The 19,248-nt window shown below is 72.8% G+C and carries 14 protein-coding genes; 6 read left to right on the plus strand and 8 right to left on the minus strand.

What is annotated here, in order from left to right; translation table 11 throughout:
- The first annotated feature begins 148 nt into the window (after positions 1–148).
- From AOM46_RS19965 to AOM46_RS19990, 6 genes are all read left to right on the plus strand, one after another.
- Complete coding sequence (locus AOM46_RS19965; RefSeq protein WP_062213948.1) at positions 149–1,498, plus strand: hypothetical protein; 1,350 nt, start codon at positions 149–151, stop codon at positions 1,496–1,498.
- Complete coding sequence (locus AOM46_RS34125; protein WP_062213950.1) at positions 1,495–2,631, plus strand: hypothetical protein; 1,137 nt, start codon at positions 1,495–1,497, stop codon at positions 2,629–2,631. Before AOM46_RS19965 ends, AOM46_RS34125 begins: the two co-directional genes overlap by 4 nt.
- Before the next feature lie 28 nt (positions 2,632–2,659).
- Positions 2,660–5,506 (plus strand): tetratricopeptide repeat protein, encoded by a 2,847-nt coding sequence (locus AOM46_RS19975; protein ID WP_062213952.1) that lies wholly within the window; start codon positions 2,660–2,662, stop codon positions 5,504–5,506.
- Positions 5,503–7,209, plus strand: a complete 1,707-nt coding sequence (locus AOM46_RS19980) for a hypothetical protein (RefSeq protein WP_062213954.1) — start codon at positions 5,503–5,505, stop codon at positions 7,207–7,209. Before AOM46_RS19975 ends, AOM46_RS19980 begins: the two co-directional genes overlap by 4 nt.
- Before the next feature lie 101 nt (positions 7,210–7,310).
- Positions 7,311–8,609, plus strand: a complete 1,299-nt coding sequence (locus tag AOM46_RS19985) for a CHAT domain-containing protein (RefSeq protein WP_062213956.1) — start codon at positions 7,311–7,313, stop codon at positions 8,607–8,609.
- A gap of 111 nt (positions 8,610–8,720) precedes the next feature.
- On the plus strand, positions 8,721–10,940 hold the full coding sequence (locus AOM46_RS19990; RefSeq protein ID WP_062214363.1) for an NADP-dependent isocitrate dehydrogenase: 2,220 nt from the start codon (positions 8,721–8,723) through the stop codon (positions 10,938–10,940).
- Between the two features lie 63 nt (positions 10,941–11,003).
- Here AOM46_RS19990 and AOM46_RS19995 read toward each other — a convergent pair whose 3' ends face one another.
- From AOM46_RS19995 to AOM46_RS20030, 8 genes are all read right to left on the minus strand, one after another.
- Complete coding sequence (locus AOM46_RS19995; RefSeq protein WP_062213958.1) at positions 11,004–11,657, minus strand: GntR family transcriptional regulator; 654 nt, start codon at positions 11,655–11,657, stop codon at positions 11,004–11,006.
- A gap of 177 nt (positions 11,658–11,834) precedes the next feature.
- A complete protein-coding gene (locus AOM46_RS20000; protein WP_062213960.1) occupies positions 11,835–12,818 on the minus strand; it encodes a D-2-hydroxyacid dehydrogenase in 984 nt (327 codons plus the stop codon).
- A gap of 144 nt (positions 12,819–12,962) precedes the next feature.
- Complete coding sequence (locus AOM46_RS20005; protein ID WP_062213962.1) at positions 12,963–13,757, minus strand: sugar phosphate isomerase/epimerase; 795 nt, start codon at positions 13,755–13,757, stop codon at positions 12,963–12,965.
- A 4-nt stretch (positions 13,758–13,761) separates the two neighbouring features.
- Positions 13,762–14,658, minus strand: a complete 897-nt coding sequence (locus AOM46_RS20010; protein ID WP_062213964.1) for a carbohydrate ABC transporter permease — start codon at positions 14,656–14,658, stop codon at positions 13,762–13,764.
- Positions 14,648–15,592, minus strand: coding sequence for a carbohydrate ABC transporter permease (locus AOM46_RS20015; RefSeq protein ID WP_062213966.1), 945 nt, complete (start codon positions 15,590–15,592; stop codon positions 14,648–14,650). The genes AOM46_RS20010 and AOM46_RS20015 overlap by 11 nt, the downstream gene beginning before the upstream one ends.
- Before the next feature lie 109 nt (positions 15,593–15,701).
- Complete coding sequence (locus AOM46_RS20020) at positions 15,702–17,039, minus strand: sugar ABC transporter substrate-binding protein (protein WP_062213967.1); 1,338 nt, start codon at positions 17,037–17,039, stop codon at positions 15,702–15,704.
- 18 nt (positions 17,040–17,057) lie between these two features.
- Positions 17,058–18,188, minus strand: coding sequence for a mandelate racemase/muconate lactonizing enzyme family protein (locus AOM46_RS20025; protein WP_062213968.1), 1,131 nt, complete (start codon positions 18,186–18,188; stop codon positions 17,058–17,060).
- Between the two features lie 54 nt (positions 18,189–18,242).
- Entirely contained in the window at positions 18,243–19,229 is a 987-nt protein-coding gene (locus AOM46_RS20030) for a hydroxyacid dehydrogenase (RefSeq protein ID WP_234313878.1), read from the minus strand.
- Positions 19,230–19,248 lie beyond the last annotated feature (19 nt).

Consider the following 19,248-nt stretch of genomic DNA (forward strand, 5'->3'; position numbering starts at 1 on the left):
GAGTTCCACGGTGCCGGGCGCCCCACAGCTACCGATCACAGAAACGGGCCGGGCCGCCTCCTACCGGATCCCCGGGCCGGCCCTCACCGGATCGCCGGACCCGCCGTTACCGGATCACCGCGCAGATCGGGCCGGTTACCATGCGAGCATGTGCCCCCCGACCGCCACCACCGCCCGCGCGCCGGCGACCGTGCCGAGGGCGCTGCTGATCGCCGAGGTCTGGGCCGAGTTCGGGGCGGATGTCGCCCCGTTGAGCAACGGCCTCGGCCAGCCGCTGGCCCGCACGGTGAAGCTGCTGCTCGATCCGCTGGTGCTGCGCCCCGTCCTCAACCCGAGGTTCGCCGCAGGACCGGTGCGTGGCGAGCATGTCGACGAGCTGCGCGCCACGTTGCGCGAGGCTGGGCCCCGACTGGCCGCGACCGCCGCCTGGTTCACCGAGCTGAAGCGGGCCAGACGCGCCGCCCGGATCACCGAGGGCAACCCGCAGGACCGTTACTTCCAGCGCTGCTACGAGCTGGCCAGCACGCTGGGCCCGCCGGGCCGGGACGCCCAGCGGGTGGCCGCGGAGGCGGTCGACGAGATCCGCGAGGCGGCCGGCGAACTGACGGTGGAGGCGCTGCGCCGCTTTGTCACCGACCCGGTCCGGTCGGCGGCGCTGAGCGCGGAGTTGACGGCCGCCTGGGCCGACCGGGCGTCCGCCGTCCGCGTCGTCCCCGCCGCCGAAGTTTCGCCCGATCCGCCCGAGTTGACCACCCTGCTCGATCAGCTGGCCACCGGCCCCGACCGGGCGCTGCTGGACGCGCTGCTGGCCCAGGGGCTCGGCTCGCGGGACGCCGTCTCGCTGTTGGCGCCGGGAGCCGCGCTGGACTGCGGGCTGACCAGGCGGGAGCGGGTGGTGGCGCCCGAGTTGGGCGAACGGGCCTCCAAGCGGAACCTGCCGCCGCCCTTCGACCGTTCCGTCTTCGAGCGGCTGTTCGCCGGGTTCACCACCACCTTCCAGCGGTCCACCATGCCGGGCATCCCGGCGCTGGTCCGGCAGGAGATCCACCGTTCGGCGGCGCCCTGGCAGCTGGCCGACGAGGCGGGCCGGCTCACCATGGTGCTGGGGCGGCGGGCCAGCGCCGGGCTCGAACCGGAACGGGCCACGGGCGCGGCCGGCACCGATGCGGCGGTCAGGTTGGCGGCCCGTTGGCGGCGTGAGCCCTTTGTGCATCGCGCGCTGCGGCTGCCCCAGCCGGCGGGCGCCGGCGTTTCCGAGGTGCGGCAGGCGTATCTGCGTCGGCTGTGGGTGCGGCTGCACGGCCGGGAGCTGCGCGCCGAACCGCTGGCCGCCGACGGGCTGTGGGATCTGCTGGACGGGGTGCTGCGCTCCGTGATCATGGACCAACGGGACCGGCTGCGCGCGGTGTTGGACCGGGCCTCGACGACCGGCCCGGCCACGGGCCGGCCGGCGGCTTCACCGACGGCTTCGCCGGCCGGTGAGGAGGGTCGGTCATGAACGGGACGACGGTGCGGGTGCGGCGGACCGGCGGGACGCTGCGGGTGGGCGAACCGCCGGCGCACCCGGAGTGGACGGCGCTGGTCGAGGCCAGGGGCGCGGTGCTGACCTGGGACGTGCCGGCCGAGTCGGCGGTGCCGGCGGCCGAGATCCACGATGCCGCGCTGGCCGCCGACTGGCTGTGGCAGCTGTACGGCTCGGCCGCCGACACCGTGCTGGCCGTCGCCGACGGCGCGGAGCCCGTCGAGATCACGCTGCCGGAGGACGCCGGACGGTCGCCCGTGGCGCTGGCGCTGCGGCGGCTGGCGCTGCTGGGCTGGCAGGAGGCATGGTGGCCGGCCTCCTTCGTGGCCGGCGTGCCGGCGCTGCCGGCCGTGCCACGCCGCGTGGAGGCGGCCGTCGTCGCCGCCGATGTGGAGGAGCTGCTGGACGACGAGGACGCGGTGGAGCGGCTGCTGCTGCGGGCCACCGCGTCCGGGCATCCGCCGGCCGCGCTGACCGCCCTCTTCGACCACCCCGAACTGGGCGAACAGGCACTGGAGTTGGCGGACCGGCTGGCCGAGGTCGCGGAGGTCTGGGGGGTGCCGCCGACCGTGCCGGCACGCACCGAGCCCCGGCCGGCGGCCTGGGCGCTGGCCGCCGGCGGCACGGTCGACGCCGGCCTCGGCGGGCCGAGCGGCGGCGGCCCGGTGGACTGGACGCTGGTGCCGGCCGGCCTGGTGGACGCGGGTGCCGGGCTGCGCTGGGCGCTGGTGCGGCGGCAGGAACGTTCGCTGCTTGAGGTGGCGGTGCCCCGCGCGCCGGGCGCCCCGGCCGAGGCGGTGGCGGCGCCGCTGCGGGCGCGCGGCGACGGCGTCGAGTTCGACCTGGGGATGTCCGACGACGGACGGGAGTTCGTCGGCGCCGGGGCGGTGCCGGCGACGGCGCTGCTGGTGCCGGCGGCGCGACGCCGAGTCGTCGTCTGGGCACCGGAGTTCGCGCCGGCGGGGGCCGAGCCGGCGCCGGCCGCCGAGCTGGCCGAACGCCAGTCGGCGGTGCTCGCCTACGCCCGCCGCCGGCTGGCCGCGCCGGACGGCTCGCTCGCCGAACGGGCCGCCGCGCTGCTCGGGCACGAGTACGGCGACGGCAGCTGAGAAAAGGGAAGAGGCGGGAGGGATCGGCATGGCCGACGAGGACGAGGAGCCGGCGGGCCTGCCGGGGGTACGGCCCGCTTCGCCGCGCTGGCACCGCTGGCGCGATCTGCACAACGAGGGCACGCTGCGGCTGCGCGCCGGTCAACTGGACGAAGCCCGGGGGCCGTTGGCGGCCGCCTATGCCGAGACCCAGGTCCCGGACGTGGACGAGGAGGGCCTGCTGCACCGGGCCGCCACCGCCACCAACGCCTCGGGACTGGCCGAGGCGTTGGGCGATCCGGCCGAGGCGGAGCGGCTGATCAGCGAGTCGGTGGAGCTGTGCGCCGACCTGGGCGACTACGACGGCGCCCCGGCCACCCTGGTCAACTCGCTGATCGGTCGCGCCCAGTTGCTGATCTCGACCGACCGCCACACGGCGGCCGGCGCCGACCTGGACCGGGCCTTCGCCATCGCCGACCAACTGCCGGAGCCGGGCGAGTTGTTGGCGTACTCGCTGCATGGCGCGCGCTCGGTGCTGTACATGGTCACCGGCGAGCTGGCCGAGGCGGAACAGGAGGCGCTGATCGCGCTGGACATCGCCCTGGCGTTCCGCCCGGAGCTGGCCGCCTACCCCTGCGCCAACCTGGCCCAGATCGCGCTGGCCTGCGACAACCCCGAGGCCGCCGAGGAGTTCCGCCGGATCGCGGAGGACCCGTCGCAGGCGGCCGAGGAGCTGGGGGCGGTGGACGGCATGGTGACGGTGGGCGCGGACGACGGCGTGCCCGATCCCGCCGTGCTGGCGCCCGGCACCCATGCCGAGCTGACCCCCTGGCCGCTGGGCCCACGCTGGCGCCGGGCCGTGTCCCTGAACCTGGAGGGGATACGGCAGGTAGCCGCCGCCCAACTCGCCGACGCCGACTCCCTGTTCGCGTTCGCGGAACGTGCCACCTGGGCGGTGGGCGGCGGCCTGGACGCCCTGGTCTGCCGCGCCAACATACAGATGAACCGCGCCGGCATCGCCTCCTCCCAGGGCGACGCGACAACGGCCCTGGCCCTCACCGACAAGGCCCTGACATCCCTGTTCGAGGTACACACCTCCCTCAACCCTGCCGCCGGCCACACCACACCACCGACCCAGGACACGGTCGGCAACCCCACCGTGGACGATGTTCCGGACCCAACGTCCCAGCGGGACCTCGCCGGCCAAGACACCAACGGCCAAAGCGCCGCAGGCAACACACCCGGCCAGGCCACCGTGCGCAACACCACGGGACAAGGCCCCGCAGGCCAAGGCACACCGGACAACACCACCGTGGCCATGCCCCCCGGCCAAGGCGGCACGGGCGGCGTCCCCGGCCGAAATGCCGTCGGCAACGCCGCCGTGAGCAACGTCCCCGGCCAGGACGCCGCAGGCCGGGGCGCACCGGGCGACGCCGCCGTGGCCAAGATCCCGGACCAAAGCGCCGCCGGCAACCCAGCCGGCCAGGGCGCGCCGGACGAGGCCGCCGGCCAAAGCGCCGCAGGCCACAGCGACGCAGGTCGCGGTCGTGGCGGGGCGCTGCCGCAGGCGCACGCCCTGCCGCAGGCGGCAGCCCTGGTGCAGGCGCGGCAGTTGCGGGCCGCCATGTTGCGTGAACTCGGGCGGTTGGGCGAGGGGTTGGAGGAGTTGGGGCGCATCGAGGCGTTGTTGCCGTCGCTCGGGGACGGTCGGCCGACCGCCGAGGTGTGGTGGCGGTTGTTGCGGGCCTCGCTGTTGATGGCGAGCGGCCGGTTCGCGGAGGCGGACGACGAGGGCCGGCGTGCGCTGGCGCTGGCGCAGGAGCACGCGCCGTGGTTGGCGGCCCGGGTGCATGTGATGTTGGCCGAACATGCCAGCACCATCGGCGACTACGAGACCAGCGCGACCCGACTGCGGTTGGCCGGGGAGCTGTTCGCGGCGCTCGACGAGACCGAGGGGCAGGTGGCGGCCCTGGTGAGCCTGGGCCGCCTGGAGTATCTGGCGGGGCGTCCCGAGGAGGCGCGGCGGCACTATGACCGGGCGGAGGCGCTGTTGCCGGCGGCGGGCGCCGCCCAGGTGCGGGCGGCCTGCCGGCACGGGCAGGCCGCGGTGGCGGTGTCCAGCGGTCGGCCCGAGGAGGCGCTGGCGCTGCTGGAGCAGTCGCACGCCGAATGGGGCGAGACCAGGACGCCGCTGGTGGAGATCGCCTTCCACCAGGTGGCGGGCAGTGCCCATGCCGCGTTGGAGAACCATGCGGAGGCGGAGCGCTGTCTGTTGACCGCCCGTCGCCTCGGGCAGGAACACTACGGTTGGCATCTGGCGCTGACGGTCGACTGGTGGCGGGCCCAGTCGCTGATCAACTGGGCGGCGGATCTGCCGGACGATGCCCGGCGTGCCCCGTTGCTGGACACCGCGCTGGACCTGGCGGTGCCGGCGGCGCTGGCCGCCGAGGCGGCGCGTCAGTTCTTCGCGCCGGGCGGCGCCCGGGAGCGTTGGGTGGCGATGGCCGCCGCGCCGGCCACTCGGGCGGCGCTGCTCGCCATCCGGAGTCTGGGGGACGCGCCGCTCGGTGTCGCGCTGCTTGACCATCTCGCGGCGACCGTTTCGCTGCGCCTGGACGGGCCGGCCGCGCGCGTCCCGACCGTCGCGCCCCCCGATGTGCTGACGGTGCCGCTGCCGACGCCCGCGCCGCTCACCGACGACCAGCTCTCCTATGCGGCCGCCGGGCTCGGCCTGGTGACGACGGGGGACCCGGCGTTCCCCGCGCCCCGGCTGGCGCTGCCGCCCCGGGTGCGGGTGGCGGCGGAGGTGCCGTCGCCGCTTGAGCCGTGGATCGAACGGGCCGAGGAGCGCTACGGATTCGCGGTGCGCTCGGCCGGGGTGGTGCGTGCCTGGTGAGCGAACGTCCCGAACTGCCGTCGCGCGGCGACGAGTTGTCGACGGAGGCCGAGCTGGAGGCGGTGCTCGGCGTCCGCTCGGGGGTGCCCTACGGTCCCCGGTGGGCCGAGCACGCCAAGCAGGTCAACGAGGCCATGCTGCGGCAGGAACGCGGCCGGAAGGGCGCGGTGCCGATCCTGGAGCGGGCGCTGCGGGCCACCCGGGTGCCCGATGTGGACGGGGAGGGGCTGGATCTGCGAGCCCGCGCGTTGGGCAATCTCGCCGCGCTGGCCGACGGCCGGGGCGAGGTGGCCGAGGGGCTTCGGCTGGCCGAGGAGGCGCTGGAGGCCGGCGAGGCGGCCCTTGAGCTGCTGGGCGACGCACGTTCCACCAGCGCCGTGCTGGTCAGCGTGTTGATCAACCGGGCGCAGGCGCTGCAGGTGCCGGGCCGGTTCGAGGAGGCGCTGGCCGACTGCGACCGGGCCGCCGGTCTCTCCACCGGGCCCTATACGGGCCATGCCGCGCTGCTCGAATTCCATCTGCGCAACACCAGGGGCTGTGTGCTGATCGGCCTGGAGCGCTATGCGGAGGCGGAGGCCGAGATTCGGCGGGCCCTGCGGCTGGCGGTGGAGCAGGAGCCCCGGTTGGCGGGGCACGCGCACAACAACCTGGCGCTGTTGGCCCACCGTTCGGGCGACCGGGCCAGGGCCAGGGAGCATCTGCGGCAGGCCAGGGAGTTCCATCAACTGACCGGCGACCCGGCGGCATTGGCGCTGTCGGAGGAGAACCTGGGCCGGGAGGCGTTGGGGGAAGGCCGGCTCGCGGAGGCCGAGCGGCGGTTCCAGCGGGCGGGTCGGGCGTACTCGGGGCTCGGCGTGGAACACCAGGCCGCCGGCGCCCGGTTCGGTGAGGCGCTGGTGGCGTTCCGGCGCGGCCGGCCGCTGCGGGCCAGAAGGATCCTGCGGGCGTGCGCGGCCTCGCTGGAGCGGGTCGGCGAGGTGTCCACGTTGATCGAGTGCCAGCTGTTGGCGGGCGATATCGCCATCTGCGCGCTGCGTTTCCGGCTGGCCGAGGCCCATTATCTGGCCGCGCGGGCGCACTGTGTCGACGCGGGTTGGTTGCATCAGGCGGCCCGGATCGACATCAGGCGGGCCCGGGTGGTGCTGGAGACGCTGCGGTTCGCGGTGCGCCGCAAGGAGCGGGAGCGTCGGCTGTGGGCCGCGCTCAATCTGGCGATGCCGGCGGCGTTGGCCGCCGACGCGATGCGGCACGGTTTCCCGCCGGGACCGACCAGGGAGCGGTGGTCCCGGGAGATCGCGGGGCCCGCCGCCACGGTGACGCTGCGGATCCTGGCGAAGCTGGGGCAGACCCGACTCGCCCTGGAATTCGTCGAGAACCTGGCGGCGTCCAGCACCCTGGACGCCGACCGGGCGCCGCGCCCCCTCGCCGACGACGTCAGGGAGCTGCTGGGCAACGCGACGGGGGCTCTCGTGCCCGAGCCGTTCCCCGCCCCGGCCGAGGTGGGCGCCGGAACGTTCGCCGCCTCGATGCTCTGGACGGGGGGCGAGGCCGGTTCGGACGCGTTCGAGTCGCCGCGTTTCGCGTTGCCGCCCCGGCTGCGGATCTTCGACACCGAGGAGACGCTGCTCGACATCTGGATCGAGGCCGGCGAGGAGCGCTACGGCCGCCCCATCCGCTCGGCGGACCGACTGCCCGCCTGGTGAGGCGGGGACGCCTGCGGGCAACCGCCGAACAGTGGCCGAAAACAGCTGGCCGACGGGACGAGAACCGCACCGGGGTGCGGACCGGAAAGAGGAGAACAACGGTGCGAAAGTCGGCCAAGCCCCCGCTCGACCTCAGCGTGGTGGCGGATCTGGACGGCACGGTCCAGGGGTTCCAACCCACGGTGCAGCTGAAGTACGTGGACGCGGGCGACCTCTATCTCACCTGGCGGTGGGAGCACGCCCCCGACCATCCCCGGATCATGCTCTTCGAACGGAGCGAGGTGGCCGGGGTGTTGGACGAGCTGGCCCGCGCGCTGCCCACCCCGCTGCCGGGCGAGACCATCGAGCAGGCGCTGACCAGGGCGCTGACCAGGGGCCCGCTGGTGGATGTGGAACGGGAGAGCGACCTGCTGCGTCGGCTGACCACCGCGCTGATCCCGTATCCGCTGGGCGCCGAGCTGGAGCTGCTGCTGGAGCGCGGCGTCCGCCCCCGGCTGCGCGTCCAGCCGTCCCCCTCGACCGGCCAGGTGCCCTGGGAGGCGCTGCGGGTCGACGAGGAGAAGCGGATGGTCGAGCTGCTGGACGTGTCCACGCTGCCGCCCGCCACGGTGCGGCACTCCCCCGAGCGTCGGATCTCCCCGTGGCGGCCGGCGGGGACGGTGGTCGCCGCGCTTGACCCACGGGTGCCCGGGTTCGCCGAACACACCAGCCTCGGCTCGGTGTTGGGCCCGGTCGACGCGGACTCGCCGCTGGCCGCGATGGTGGCGCGGCTGGGCGATCGGCTGCGGCCCGCCGCCCCGGCCGGCTCCGCGTCGGACGCGTTCCGCCGCGCCGGGCTGACCAGGGACGTGCTGGAGCCGCTGCTGGCCGAGGCGTCCCGGTTTCTCTATGTGGGGCATGTGACCACGGCCGACCACGGCCTGGACGCGCGGCTCCATCTGGGCTGTGGCACGGACAGCACCGGTCGGGCGGCGCCGCTCGGCGGGCATCGGCCGCTGACGGCGGCCGATCTGGTGCTGGGCCACCGCCCGGACGATCCCAGGCCGTGGCGGATGCCCAACCGGGTGGCGCTGGTGGCCTGCGAGAGCGGCGGCGAGGTGCGGTTCGCCGAGCCGACCGGGCTGGTGGCGGCGGCGATCCACACCGGCGCCGAGTATGTGGTGTCGACCCGCTGGACGCTGCCGACCGACGAGGGGGTGCGGCATTTCGCGGCCGGGGTGGGGCCGGACACCACGGTGGTGCCGCCGGCCGTGATCGCCGTCGACGCGGCGCAGGAGGCGCCCGATCCGGTGGTCGCGCTCAACGACTGGCAGCGCGAACGGGCCGTCCGCTGGCGCCGGCACGGGGATCTTGCGGACGCCCCGTTCACCTGGGCGGCGTTCACCACCACCCACGGATAGCGCGCCGAGGAACGTCAGGACAGCGCCCCGTGGGGAGCGGCTGTCGAGTCCTGGGCCGACACGGGATATCTTGATGTCAAGCAATGTTGCAGACGTGGAGTGGAGCATCCGGTGACTGAGTCGACCGTCATCTACACACAGACCGACGAGGCCCCCGCCCTGGCGACGTATTCCCTGTTGCCGGTGGTCGAGGCCTATGCCGCGACCGCCGGGGTCCGTGTGGAGATCCGTGACATCTCGCTGGCGGGCCGGATCATCGCCAGCTTCCCCGAACGGCTCGACGAGGGGCAGCGCATCGAGGACGCCCTCGCCGAGCTGGGCGCGCTGGCCGGGACCCCAGAGGCGAACATCATCAAGCTGCCGAACATCTCGGCGTCCATCCCCCAGCTCAAGGCGGCCATCGCCGAGCTGCGGGAGCGCGGCTACGACCTGCCGGACTACCCGGACGAGCCGCGCACCGACGAGGAGCGGGAGGCACGCGCCCGCTACGACAAGGTCAAGGGCAGCGCCGTCAACCCGGTGCTGCGCGAGGGCAACTCGGACCGTCGCGCCCCCGCCTCGGTCAAGAACTACGCCAAGACCCATCCGCACCGGATGGGCGCCTGGTCGGCCGACTCCAAGACCAATGTGGCGCATATGACCGCCGACGACTTCCGCACCAGCGAGCGTTCGGCGATCATCCCCGCCGCGACCTCGCTGCGGATCGAGCTGGCGGCCGCGGACGGCTCCACCACGGTGCTGCGCGAGTCGGTACCGGTGCTGGAGGGCGAGATCGTGGACGCCTCGGTGCTGCGGGTCGCGGCGCTGCGGGAGTTCCTGGCCGCGCAGATCACCCGCGCCAAGGCCGAGGGCGTGCTGTTCTCGGTGCACCTCAAGGCCACCATGATGAAGGTCTCCGACCCGATCATCTTCGGTCATGTGGTGCGCGCCTTCTTCCCGAAGACCTTCGCCGCCCACGGCGAGACCCTGGCCGCCGCCGGGCTCAGCCCCAACGACGGCCTCGGCAGCATCCTCAAGGGGCTGGAGAGCCACCCGCAGGGCGCCGAGATCAAGGCGTCCTTCGACGCCGAGCTGGCCGACGGGCCCGAGCTGGCCATGGTGGACTCCGACCGGGGCATCACCAACCTGCATGTCCCCAGCGATGTCATCGTGGACGCCTCGATGCCGGCGATGATCCGCACCTCCGGCCATATGTGGGGCCCGGACGGGGCGGAGGCCGACACCCTGGCCGTCATCCCGGACAGCAGCTACGCCGGTATCTACCAGGTGGTCATCGACGACTGCCGCGCCAACGGCGCCTTCGACCCGTCGACGATGGGCTCGGTGCCCAACGTCGGCCTGATGGCGCAGAAGGCCGAGGAGTACGGCAGCCACGACAAGACCTTCGAGATCCCGGCCGACGGCACGGTGCGGGTCGTCGACGGCTCCGGCGCGGTGGTGCTCGAACACGCGGTCAGCGCCGGTGACATCTGGCGGATGTGCCAGACGAAGGACGTTCCGGTCCGCGACTGGATCAAGCTGGCCGTCAACCGCGCCCGCGCCACCGGCGATCCGGCGGTCTTCTGGCTGGACGAGAACCGCGCGCACGACGCCAGCCTGATCGAGAAGGTCCGCGCCTACCTGCCCGAGCACGACACGGACGGGCTGCGGATCGAGATCCTGGCGCCGGTGGACGCCATCGCGCTCTCCCTGGAGCGGATCCGCCGGGGCGAGGACACCATCTCCGTCACGGGCAATGTGCTGCGGGACTATCTGACCGACCTGTTCCCGATCCTGGAGCTGGGCACCAGCGCCAAGATGCTCTCCGTGGTCCCGCTGATCAACGGTGGCGGCCTCTTCGAGACGGGCGCCGGCGGCTCGGCGCCCAAGCATGTGCAGCAGCTGGTCAAGGAGAACTACCTGCGCTGGGACAGCCTGGGCGAGTTCCTGGCCCTCGCGGTCAGCTTCGAGCACCTGGCCCAGCGGACGGGCAACGCGCGGGCCCAGATCCTGGCCGACACGCTGGACCGGGCGACCGCCACGTTCCTCAACGAGGACAAGTCGCCCAGCCGTCGCCTGGGCGGCATCGACAACCGGGGCAGCCACTTCTATCTGGCGCTGTACTGGGCCAGGGAGCTGGCCGGTCAGACCGAGGACACGGCCCTGGCCGGGGCCTTCGGTTCGCTGGCGAAGACCCTGGGCGAGCAGGAGGAGACGATCGTCTCCGAGCTGGCCGCCGTGCAGGGCTCGCCGGCCGACATCGGCGGCTACTACCTGCCGGACGCCGCCAAGGCGGCGGCCGTGATGCGTCCGTCGAAGACGTTCAACGAGGCCATCGCCACGCTGGGTTGAGCCCGAGCGGCGGGCCCGCCGCACCGTCCGGTGCGGCGGGCCCGTCCTGTTCCCCGGGGTCGGTCAGCTCCGGTCGTGTTGCTGGCGCGCGATATGACGGTTCATCAGCGTGAACGCGCCGCGCTGGTCGCCGCGCGCGACGAAGTCGAGCAGGGCGAGGTGCTCCTCGGCCGAGGTGCGCAGCAGGCCGCGCCTGGCCAGCGGCGCGAGCGCGTGCAGCCGTGTCTGTAAGCGGAGTTGGGAGACGGTCTCGACGATCCTCGGGTTCCCCGCGTAGCGCAGCAGCTCCAGGTGGAAGTCCCGGTCAGCCTCCGCGTAGTCCAGCAGATCGCCGCGCGCCGCGGTCTCAACGGTCCGCGCCGCCAGCGCGCGCAGCGTGGGAAGGTCCTCGCGCGGGATCAGCGGCACCACCCGCCGGACGGTCACCGGCTCGATCAACAGCCGTAGTTCGGTGATGTGTTCAAGATCGGCCTGCGACACCTCGGTGACCCGGAACCCCCGGTTGGGCAGCGAGGTCACCATGCCCTCGCGCACCAGGTCGAGCATGGCCTCCCGGACCGGGGTGGCCGACACCCCGAACCGCCCCCCGAGGGCCGGCGCCGAGTACACCGTGCCCGGCGCCATCTCGCCGGAGATGATGGCGGTGCGCAGCGCGTGTGCGACGGTCTCCCGTAGGCACTCCCGTTTTCTGAGCGTGGTGGTACTGCCGTGGATCATGCGGTCCCCATCGTGCGTTCCCCCGCCGGTGCCGGTCGAGCACCCGCGTTGCCGGGGGACTGCCGCCCCCACGGCTGCACGGCGCATCCTGCCGGGAGTTGCCCGTTCCGTCGAATCACACCCGCGAGGACCTGCCACCGGACGCCCACACGCAAGGGCCCTGGCGGCGGGCGGAGTTCAGAACCACTCGGACTTGTCGACGACATTGATCAGCTCGGCGCCCCGGACGAAGCGGCGGGCGTTGTCGCGGAGGACGGTGAAGCGTCGTTCGTCCGCGTGTGGGCCCGCGCCGGCGACATGGGGGGTGAGGAGGGCGCGGGGGTGGCGCCAGAGGGGGTGGTCGGCGGGGAGGGGTTCGGTCTCGAAGACATCGAGCGCGGCGGCCCGCGGCCGGCCCGCGTCCAGCGCCTCGACCAGGGCGTCCAGCCGGAGGATCGGTCCGCGTCCCACGTTGACCAGAAGGGCCCCGGGCCGCAGCAGGGCCAGCCGGCGGGCGTCCAGCAGGCCCTCGGTGCGGGGGGTGTGCGGCAGGGTGAGGACGACGAGGTCCGCCTCGGGCAGCCGGGCGTCCAACGCCTCGGCCGGGTGCAGCGCGGCGAACCCCGGCGGCGGCTCGGTCAGCCGCGCGTCGACGCCGACCACCCGGCAGCCGAGCGCCGCCAGCAGCCGGCCCACCTCGGCGCCCACCGCGCCGGTGCCGACGATCAGGGCGGTGGCGTCGGCCGGTGGCCAGACGGCGGCGGCGTCCCAGTTCGGCGCCCAGACGGCGGCCGACTGGGCGCGGACATAGCCGGGCAGGTCCCGGGCCAGGGCGAGGACCAGGGCCAGGGTGTGGACGGCGACATGGTCGGTATAGGTGTCGCGCATATTGGTCACCTGGGCCGGGTGGGCCACCAGGTCCGGGTGGTAGAAGCCGGGCGGCGGTCCGGCCTGGGGTGCCTGGAGCCAGCGCAACCGGGTCGCGTGCGACAGGAGTTGGGGCGGCAGCGCCCCATAGGCGGCGTCCGCTTCGGCCAGCGCCTCGGCCGTCTCCTCCTCGGTCTCGGGGCGGAGCACGCGCAGCCCGGGGACCTCGTCGGCCAGCCGGCGCGGCCAGTCGGCGGTGGCCGCCGCGTGCGGGGGCACCATCACCAGGGTGTGCGGGGTCGGGGTGTCGTTCATGCCCACATCGCCTTGCCTTCCTCGGTCGGTCTCGGGGCGCGGAGCCTCCCCGGGTTCGCAGCGTCTCAGGGATCGACGACCCGCGCCGCCCCTCCGGCCCGGCCGGCTGGCGGCGCGGCCGGGCCGAGGGATTCCGCCGGACGGTCAGCCGGTGGCGGCCGCCTTTCTGGCCCAGTCGAGGTCGGTGGCCAGCAGCTCGGCCACCGGGGCGTCCGGCTCGCTGTACTGCCCGGAGAGGCAGACCGGGCCCGACCAGCCCAGCTCGGTCAGGGTGCCGAGCGCCGCCGACCAGTCGGCGAGCCCGTCGGGCGCCTGGACGAACCAGGTGCGCCAGTCGCCGCCCACCGCGCCCGACGGCTGCTCCACCGGGGTGTAGTGGGCGTTCTTGAGGTTGACGATGGCCAGCCGGTCGGCGGCCAGCGGCAGGGTGACCCGGGGGTCGTCGCCGGCCAGCGCGTCGTGCGCGGCGTCCCAGACCAGTCGGAAGTGCCCGGCCGGCAGCCCCTCCAACAGGTCGAGCACGCCCAGGGTGGTGGAGACATAGCGCCCGTGGTGCGGCTGGACGCCCACCGCGACGCCATAGCGTTCGGCCAACGGCGCGGCGGCGGCGAGCCGTTCGCGGTTTCTGGTGACGGAGGCGGCATAGCCGTCGGGGCCCAGTTCGGCCATGATCCGGATCAGCGGGACCTCGGCCGCGGCGCAGGCGGCGAAGACGGGCTCCGTCAACTCGCTTGCGACGCTGATCACTTCGACGCCGTCGGCGCGCATCCTGCGGGCGAAGGCGGGCAGGGTGCGCTCGGCGTCGGCGGGGGTGAGACGGGCGCCGTCCCGGACGGGGATCTCGGCGCCGGTGAAGCCGAGCCCGGCGACCAGCGGGCCCAACTCCTCGGCGGGCAGGGACAGCCAGGGCTTGGTGAAGACCGACCAGTGGAATGACATGGGTTCAGCGGCCTCCGAGCCCGCTCATGGTGATGCCTCGGACGAACCAGCGTTGGGTGAGGAAGAAGAGCACGATCAGCGGGATGGTGGTGAGGGTGGCGGCCATCAACAGCAGGTTCCACTGGGTGCCGTTGGTGTCCTGGAACACCTGGAGTCCGACGGAGGCGGTCCTGGTGGCGTCGCTGTTGGAGATCACCAGCGGCCAGAGCAGGTTGTTCCACTGACTGATGAACTTGAAGACGAAGAGCGTCGCGATGGCCGGCACCGCCAGCGGGATGATCACCCGGAGGAACACCTGCCAACGGTTGGCGCCGTCGAGCCGGGCGGCCTCCTCGTAGTCCCTGGGGATGCCGAGGAAGAACTGCCGGAGCAGGAAGACGCCCAGCGCGGTGAACGCGTGCGGCAGGATCATGCCCGGCCAGGTGTCCACACCGTGCATCTTGGCCACGATGATGAACTGCGGGATCAGGGTGACCTGGGCCGGGATCATCAGGGTGGCCAGATAGACGCCGAAGATGGCGTTGCGGCCCGGGAAGTTGAGCCGCGCGAAGGCGTAGGCGGCCAGCGCGGCGGTGACGGTCTCCAGCAGCGCGGTGCCGCCGGCGAAGAAAATGGTGTTGAGGAGATAGCGGCCCATGGGGACCAGGTCGAAGGTGCGGCCGATGTTCTCCCAGTGCCAGGTGCTGGGCCAGAACGACGGCTGGGCGGCCATGGACTCGGCGTCCGACTGGAACGCCACCAGCACCATCATCACGATCGGCAGCAGCGTGATGCCGGTGACCACGAAGCAGGCGAAGACCAGTAGCTTGCGTCGGACCAGCTGGCGGGTCGGCACCGGGCGGGGCGCCGGCGCGGGCGCCGCACGACGCGGCCCGACCAGCGGCGGGGCGTCAGATGTCATAGTGCACCAGCCTCCGCTGGAAGAGGAACTGGATCCCGGTGATCAGGGCGATAAAGGCGAACAGCACCAGGGACTGGGCGGCGGCATAGCCCTGTTCGTAGTTCTGGAATCCGGACTGATAGATGTACATGACGAGCGTGGTGGTGCTGGATCCCGGCCCGCCGTTGGTCATCACCAGCGCCTGGTCGAAGACCTGGAACGAGCCGATCACCGAGGTGACGATCACAAAGAACATCGAGGGCGACAGCAGCGGGAGCGTCACATTGCGGAACGATCCCCAGGCGGTCGTGCCGTCCACCTTGGCGGCCTCGTACAGCTGTTGGGGAATGGCCTGGAGGCCGGCCAGGAAGATCACCATCCCGAAGCCGAAGCTCTTCCAGACACTCATCAGGATCAGCGAGGGCATGGCCCAGGTGTCCGAGATCAGCCAGGCGGGCCCGTCGATGCCGACCAGGCCCAGCACGCTGTTCATCAGGCCGTCGTGCGGGATGTAGAGCCAGATCCAGACAAAGGCCACGGCCACCGTGATGGTCGCGTAGGGCAGCAGCAACAGCGAACGGAAGATCGCCATCCGGCGCAGCCCGTGGTTGAGCAGCAGCGCCAACGACAGGCTGACCACCATCGTCAACGGGACGCTGACCAGGGTGAAATAGGCCGTGTTGCCGAGCGCCGCCCAGAACGTCGGATCGGGGCCGAGCCGGGTGTAGTTCGTAAGGCCCGCGAAGGTGGGCGGGCTGAAGAGGTTCCAGTGCAGCAGTGAGATCACGCCGGCGGCCACCACGGGGCCGGCCGTGAAGATCAGAAAGCCGACGAAACTCGGCGTGAGAAACAGCCAGGCGGCGAAGGTCTCCGAGCCGAAGCGGCTCGGTCGCCCCCGACGCCGGGGTCGGCCCGGTGGGCTCCCCGATGTGGCGATGGGTGTCTCGACGGCCATGGCGTCCTCCTGGTGCCGAGCGAACGGGTGGGTTGGGGATGGGGTTTCACAGGCATGAACGGCTGAGCGGATGAGCGGCTGAGCAGATATACGGGGGGCCAACGGCCGGTCAGCGGGAGACGCCGGCCCGGATGTGGTCCTGGTGCTGGCGCATCAGCACATTGAGGCGCGGGGTGAGCCCGTCGATGGTCTCGGCGACGCCGCGCTGTCCGAGGAACGCGCGCGGCAGGTCCTGCCCGAGCAGCTGACGCACCTGGTTCCAGTTGGTCGTGACGTCGAACGGATGGCCGCCGGCGACCTCGCCGGCCAGGATCCGTTGCACCAGCGAGAGGTTCTCCGGCGGCGGCGCGAAGGCGCTGCCGGCCGACAGCCTGGCCGGATTGTTACGGCCCGCCCTGGCATAGATGTTGAGCGCGTCGGTCGACGTCAGCACCTTCAGCAGCTCCCAGGCCAGCTCCAGGTCGTCGCCGCGCACGGCGGCCGGGATGGCGAAGCTGGAGCCGGAGACCCGTGGCTTGCTGCCGGCGGGCCCGGCCGGGAACGGCACGATGTCCCATTCGAACGAGGCCCCCCGCACGTTCACCACCTGCCAGGGCCCGTTCTGCATGAACGCGACATTGCCGTCGAGGAAGCTCCCGAGCGAGCTGACCGTGACCAGATTGCTGATCGGCGGGGTGACCCGGTCCCGGACGAAGAGGTCGATCACATAGTGCAGCGCCTCCATCGCCTCGGGCGCGTCCAGCGCGCTGGCGTCCTCGCGTTCGTTCATCACGTTGCCGCCGGCCGAGTAGATCCAGGAGACCAGATCGTCGATGGAGGGGGCGCAGGTGAAGCCGTACTGGTTCTCCGGGCCGCTGAGTTGGATGGCCAGCTCGCGGAAGGTCTCCCAGCTCATGGGCTCGGTCGGATGCGGCGGCTCGACGCCGTTCTCCGCCAGCAGCGTCTTGTTGTAGTAGAGGACGGTGGGCGCGACATCGAAGCCGATGGCGAAGGTGCGGTCGTCGAAGGAGGAGATCGCCCTGATGTCGGGGTAGAAGTCCTCCGGGTCGAACTCCGGGTCGGCGGCGATCAGATCGTCCAGCTCGCGGTGGGCGCCGCGCGCGGCATAGGTCGGTATCAGCCAGCCGTTGAGCGCGGTCACCAGGCTGGCGGTGCCGCTGACCAGCTGCAGGTCGAGCTTGGTGACATAGCCGTCGGACGGGGTGAGCTGGGAGGCCGACCTGACGCCGAGCCGTTCCTCCACATGGGCGCCGAAGTCCGCCCAGACCTGGCCCTCCTCCGGGCTGGAGGACCACATGGACCAGGTGGCGGTGCCGTCCGGCGGCCCGGACGAACAGCCGGCCAGGGCGCCGGCGGCGGTCAGCCCGCCGAACGCGGCGGCGCCCCGCAGCAGGGAGCGGCGGGAGATCCCCTGGCTTCCCGTGAACGTGTTGGTAGCGGCGGACATCGTCGTCTCCTCGCAGGGTCAGTTGAGGGCGAGGTCCAGCGCCTCGGCCCGTATCCGCTCCTCGTCGACCTCGACACCGAGGCCGGGGGCGGTGGGAACGGCCGCGACGGCCGCTTCGATGGACAGGTTGGCGACATAGAGGTCGGAGAGCAGTTCCGGCCCGTTGAGTTCGGCTGGCAGCGCCAGCTCCAGTTGGCTGAAAAGGTGCACGGCGGCGGCGAAGCCGATGCCGCAGTCGGTGAGGCCGCTGGCCAACACCTCGACGCCGCCGGCCAACGCGACCTGGGCGGTCTTTAGCGCGTTGCGGATGCCGCCGGCCTTGCAGATCTTGACGACCACCAGATCGGCGGCGTCCAGACGCATCGCCCGGGACAGGTCCTGCGCGGTGAAGCTGCCCTCGTCGATGGCGAGCGGCAGGTCGATCAGCGAACGCAGCCGGCTGAGCCCCAGGGTGTCGGTGGACGGCACCGGCTGTTCCAGGCAGTGGATGCCGGGCACGTCCCGGGTGGCGTCCAGCAGTCGGAGCAGCGCGGCGGGCCGGTAGGACTGGTTGGCGTCCAACCAGATGGGCTTGCCGTCGACCTCATCGGCCACGGTGCGCACCGCGCGGGCGTCGGCCTCGACATCGCCGCCGATCTTCACCTTGTAGGCCGCGTAGTCGGCGGAGGCCACCGCGTGTTCCCGCACCGCCTCCGGGGTGCCCACGCCGATCGCCGAGCAGAGCGGCAACTCGTCCCGCACCTTCCCGCCGAGCAGCGCGTGCACCGGCAGGCCGGCGAGCTTGCCGGCCGCGTCGTGCAGCGCGATATCGACGGCGGCGCGGGCGAACGGGAAGCCGTTGGAGACGGAGGGGCTGAGCCGGCGGTTGGCCTCTCGGTGGAACAACTCCACGTCGAAGGGGGTGAGTTCGAGCAGGATCGGGGTCAGATGGCGTCTGATGACAACGGCGATGGTCTCGGCCGTCTCATAGCTCCAGCTGGGCAGCGCCCGCTGCTCGCCCCAGCCGACGACGCCGTCCTCGGTGGTGAGCTTGACGAAGACGACGGCTCCGGCCTGGTCGGGGGTGCCAACGGCGCCGCTGCCCAGCACGAAACGTCGGGCGAACGGGACGGTCACGGCAAAGACCTCGACCGCCGTGATGCGCGACATGGCAGGTGTTCCTTTCGAGGGGGGACGTACCGGTTGCGTGATCCGGGCGGGCCGTCAGGCGGCCGTCGGCCAGGCGGCGGGGTCCACATGGGTGGCACCGAGCGTGCCGTGGTCCAGCCAGCCCAACGCGTCGCCCAACACCGCACCCGCCAGGGCGAGATGGCCGTCCACGGTGTCCCCCGCGACATGCGGGGTGAACAGCAGGTTGGGGCAGTCGAGCACCGCGTCGGGGAGGGTGGGCGGCTCCGGGTCGTAGACGTCCAGCGCGGCGGAGATCCGGCCGGCCAGCGCCGCCTCGAAGAGCGCGTCCTGGTCGATCGAGGGGCCCCGCGCCGAGTTGACGACCACCGCCCCCTCGGGGATGACCCGCTCGATCATCTCCCGGGTCACCATGCCCTTGGTGGCCGGCAGGTCGGGTACGTGCAGCGAGACGAACGGGCAGGCCAGCGCCTCCTCCAGGGAGACCCGACGGACGCCGAGCGCGGCGGCCCGGTCCTCGTCCAGATAGGGGTCGTACACCAGCACCTCGCAGTGGAACGGCGCCAGCAGGCTGATCAGCGCCCGGGCGGTGGAGCTGGCCCCGATCAACCCGACACGCCGGCCGGCGAGTTCGCCACCCCGGAACGCGGTCTGCTTCCAGCCGCCGGCGCGCACCGCCGCGTCGAACCTCGGCAGCCGCCTGGCCAGCGTCAGCATCGAGGCCAGGCAGTACTCGCCGACCGACCAGGCAATACGCCCCGCCGCCGAGAAGACCGTCACCCCCTGGTCCAGCACCTCGCGGTCGATCAGCCGCTTGACGGTGCCGGCGGCGTGCGCCACCACGCGCGGCCCTTCGCCGCCCGACCAGATCGCGGCGTCCAGATGCGGGGTGCCCCAGCTGGTCAGCAGCACGTCCTGCCCGGCGGCGAGGCCGGCGACGCCCTCGGGGGTGAGCGGCTCAGCCGCCCAGGTGGTGGTGAAGCGCTCCTCCATCAGGACTCTGGCCTGGGGACCGCAGACGTCCTCGGCACGCTGGGCGGTCATGGCGACGGCGAGTTTCAACAACCTGGCTCCTTGGCCG

It is taken from the genome of Streptomyces sp. NBRC 109706, assembly GCF_000974485.1.
Lineage (GTDB): Bacteria > Actinomycetota > Actinomycetes > Streptomycetales > Streptomycetaceae > Streptomyces.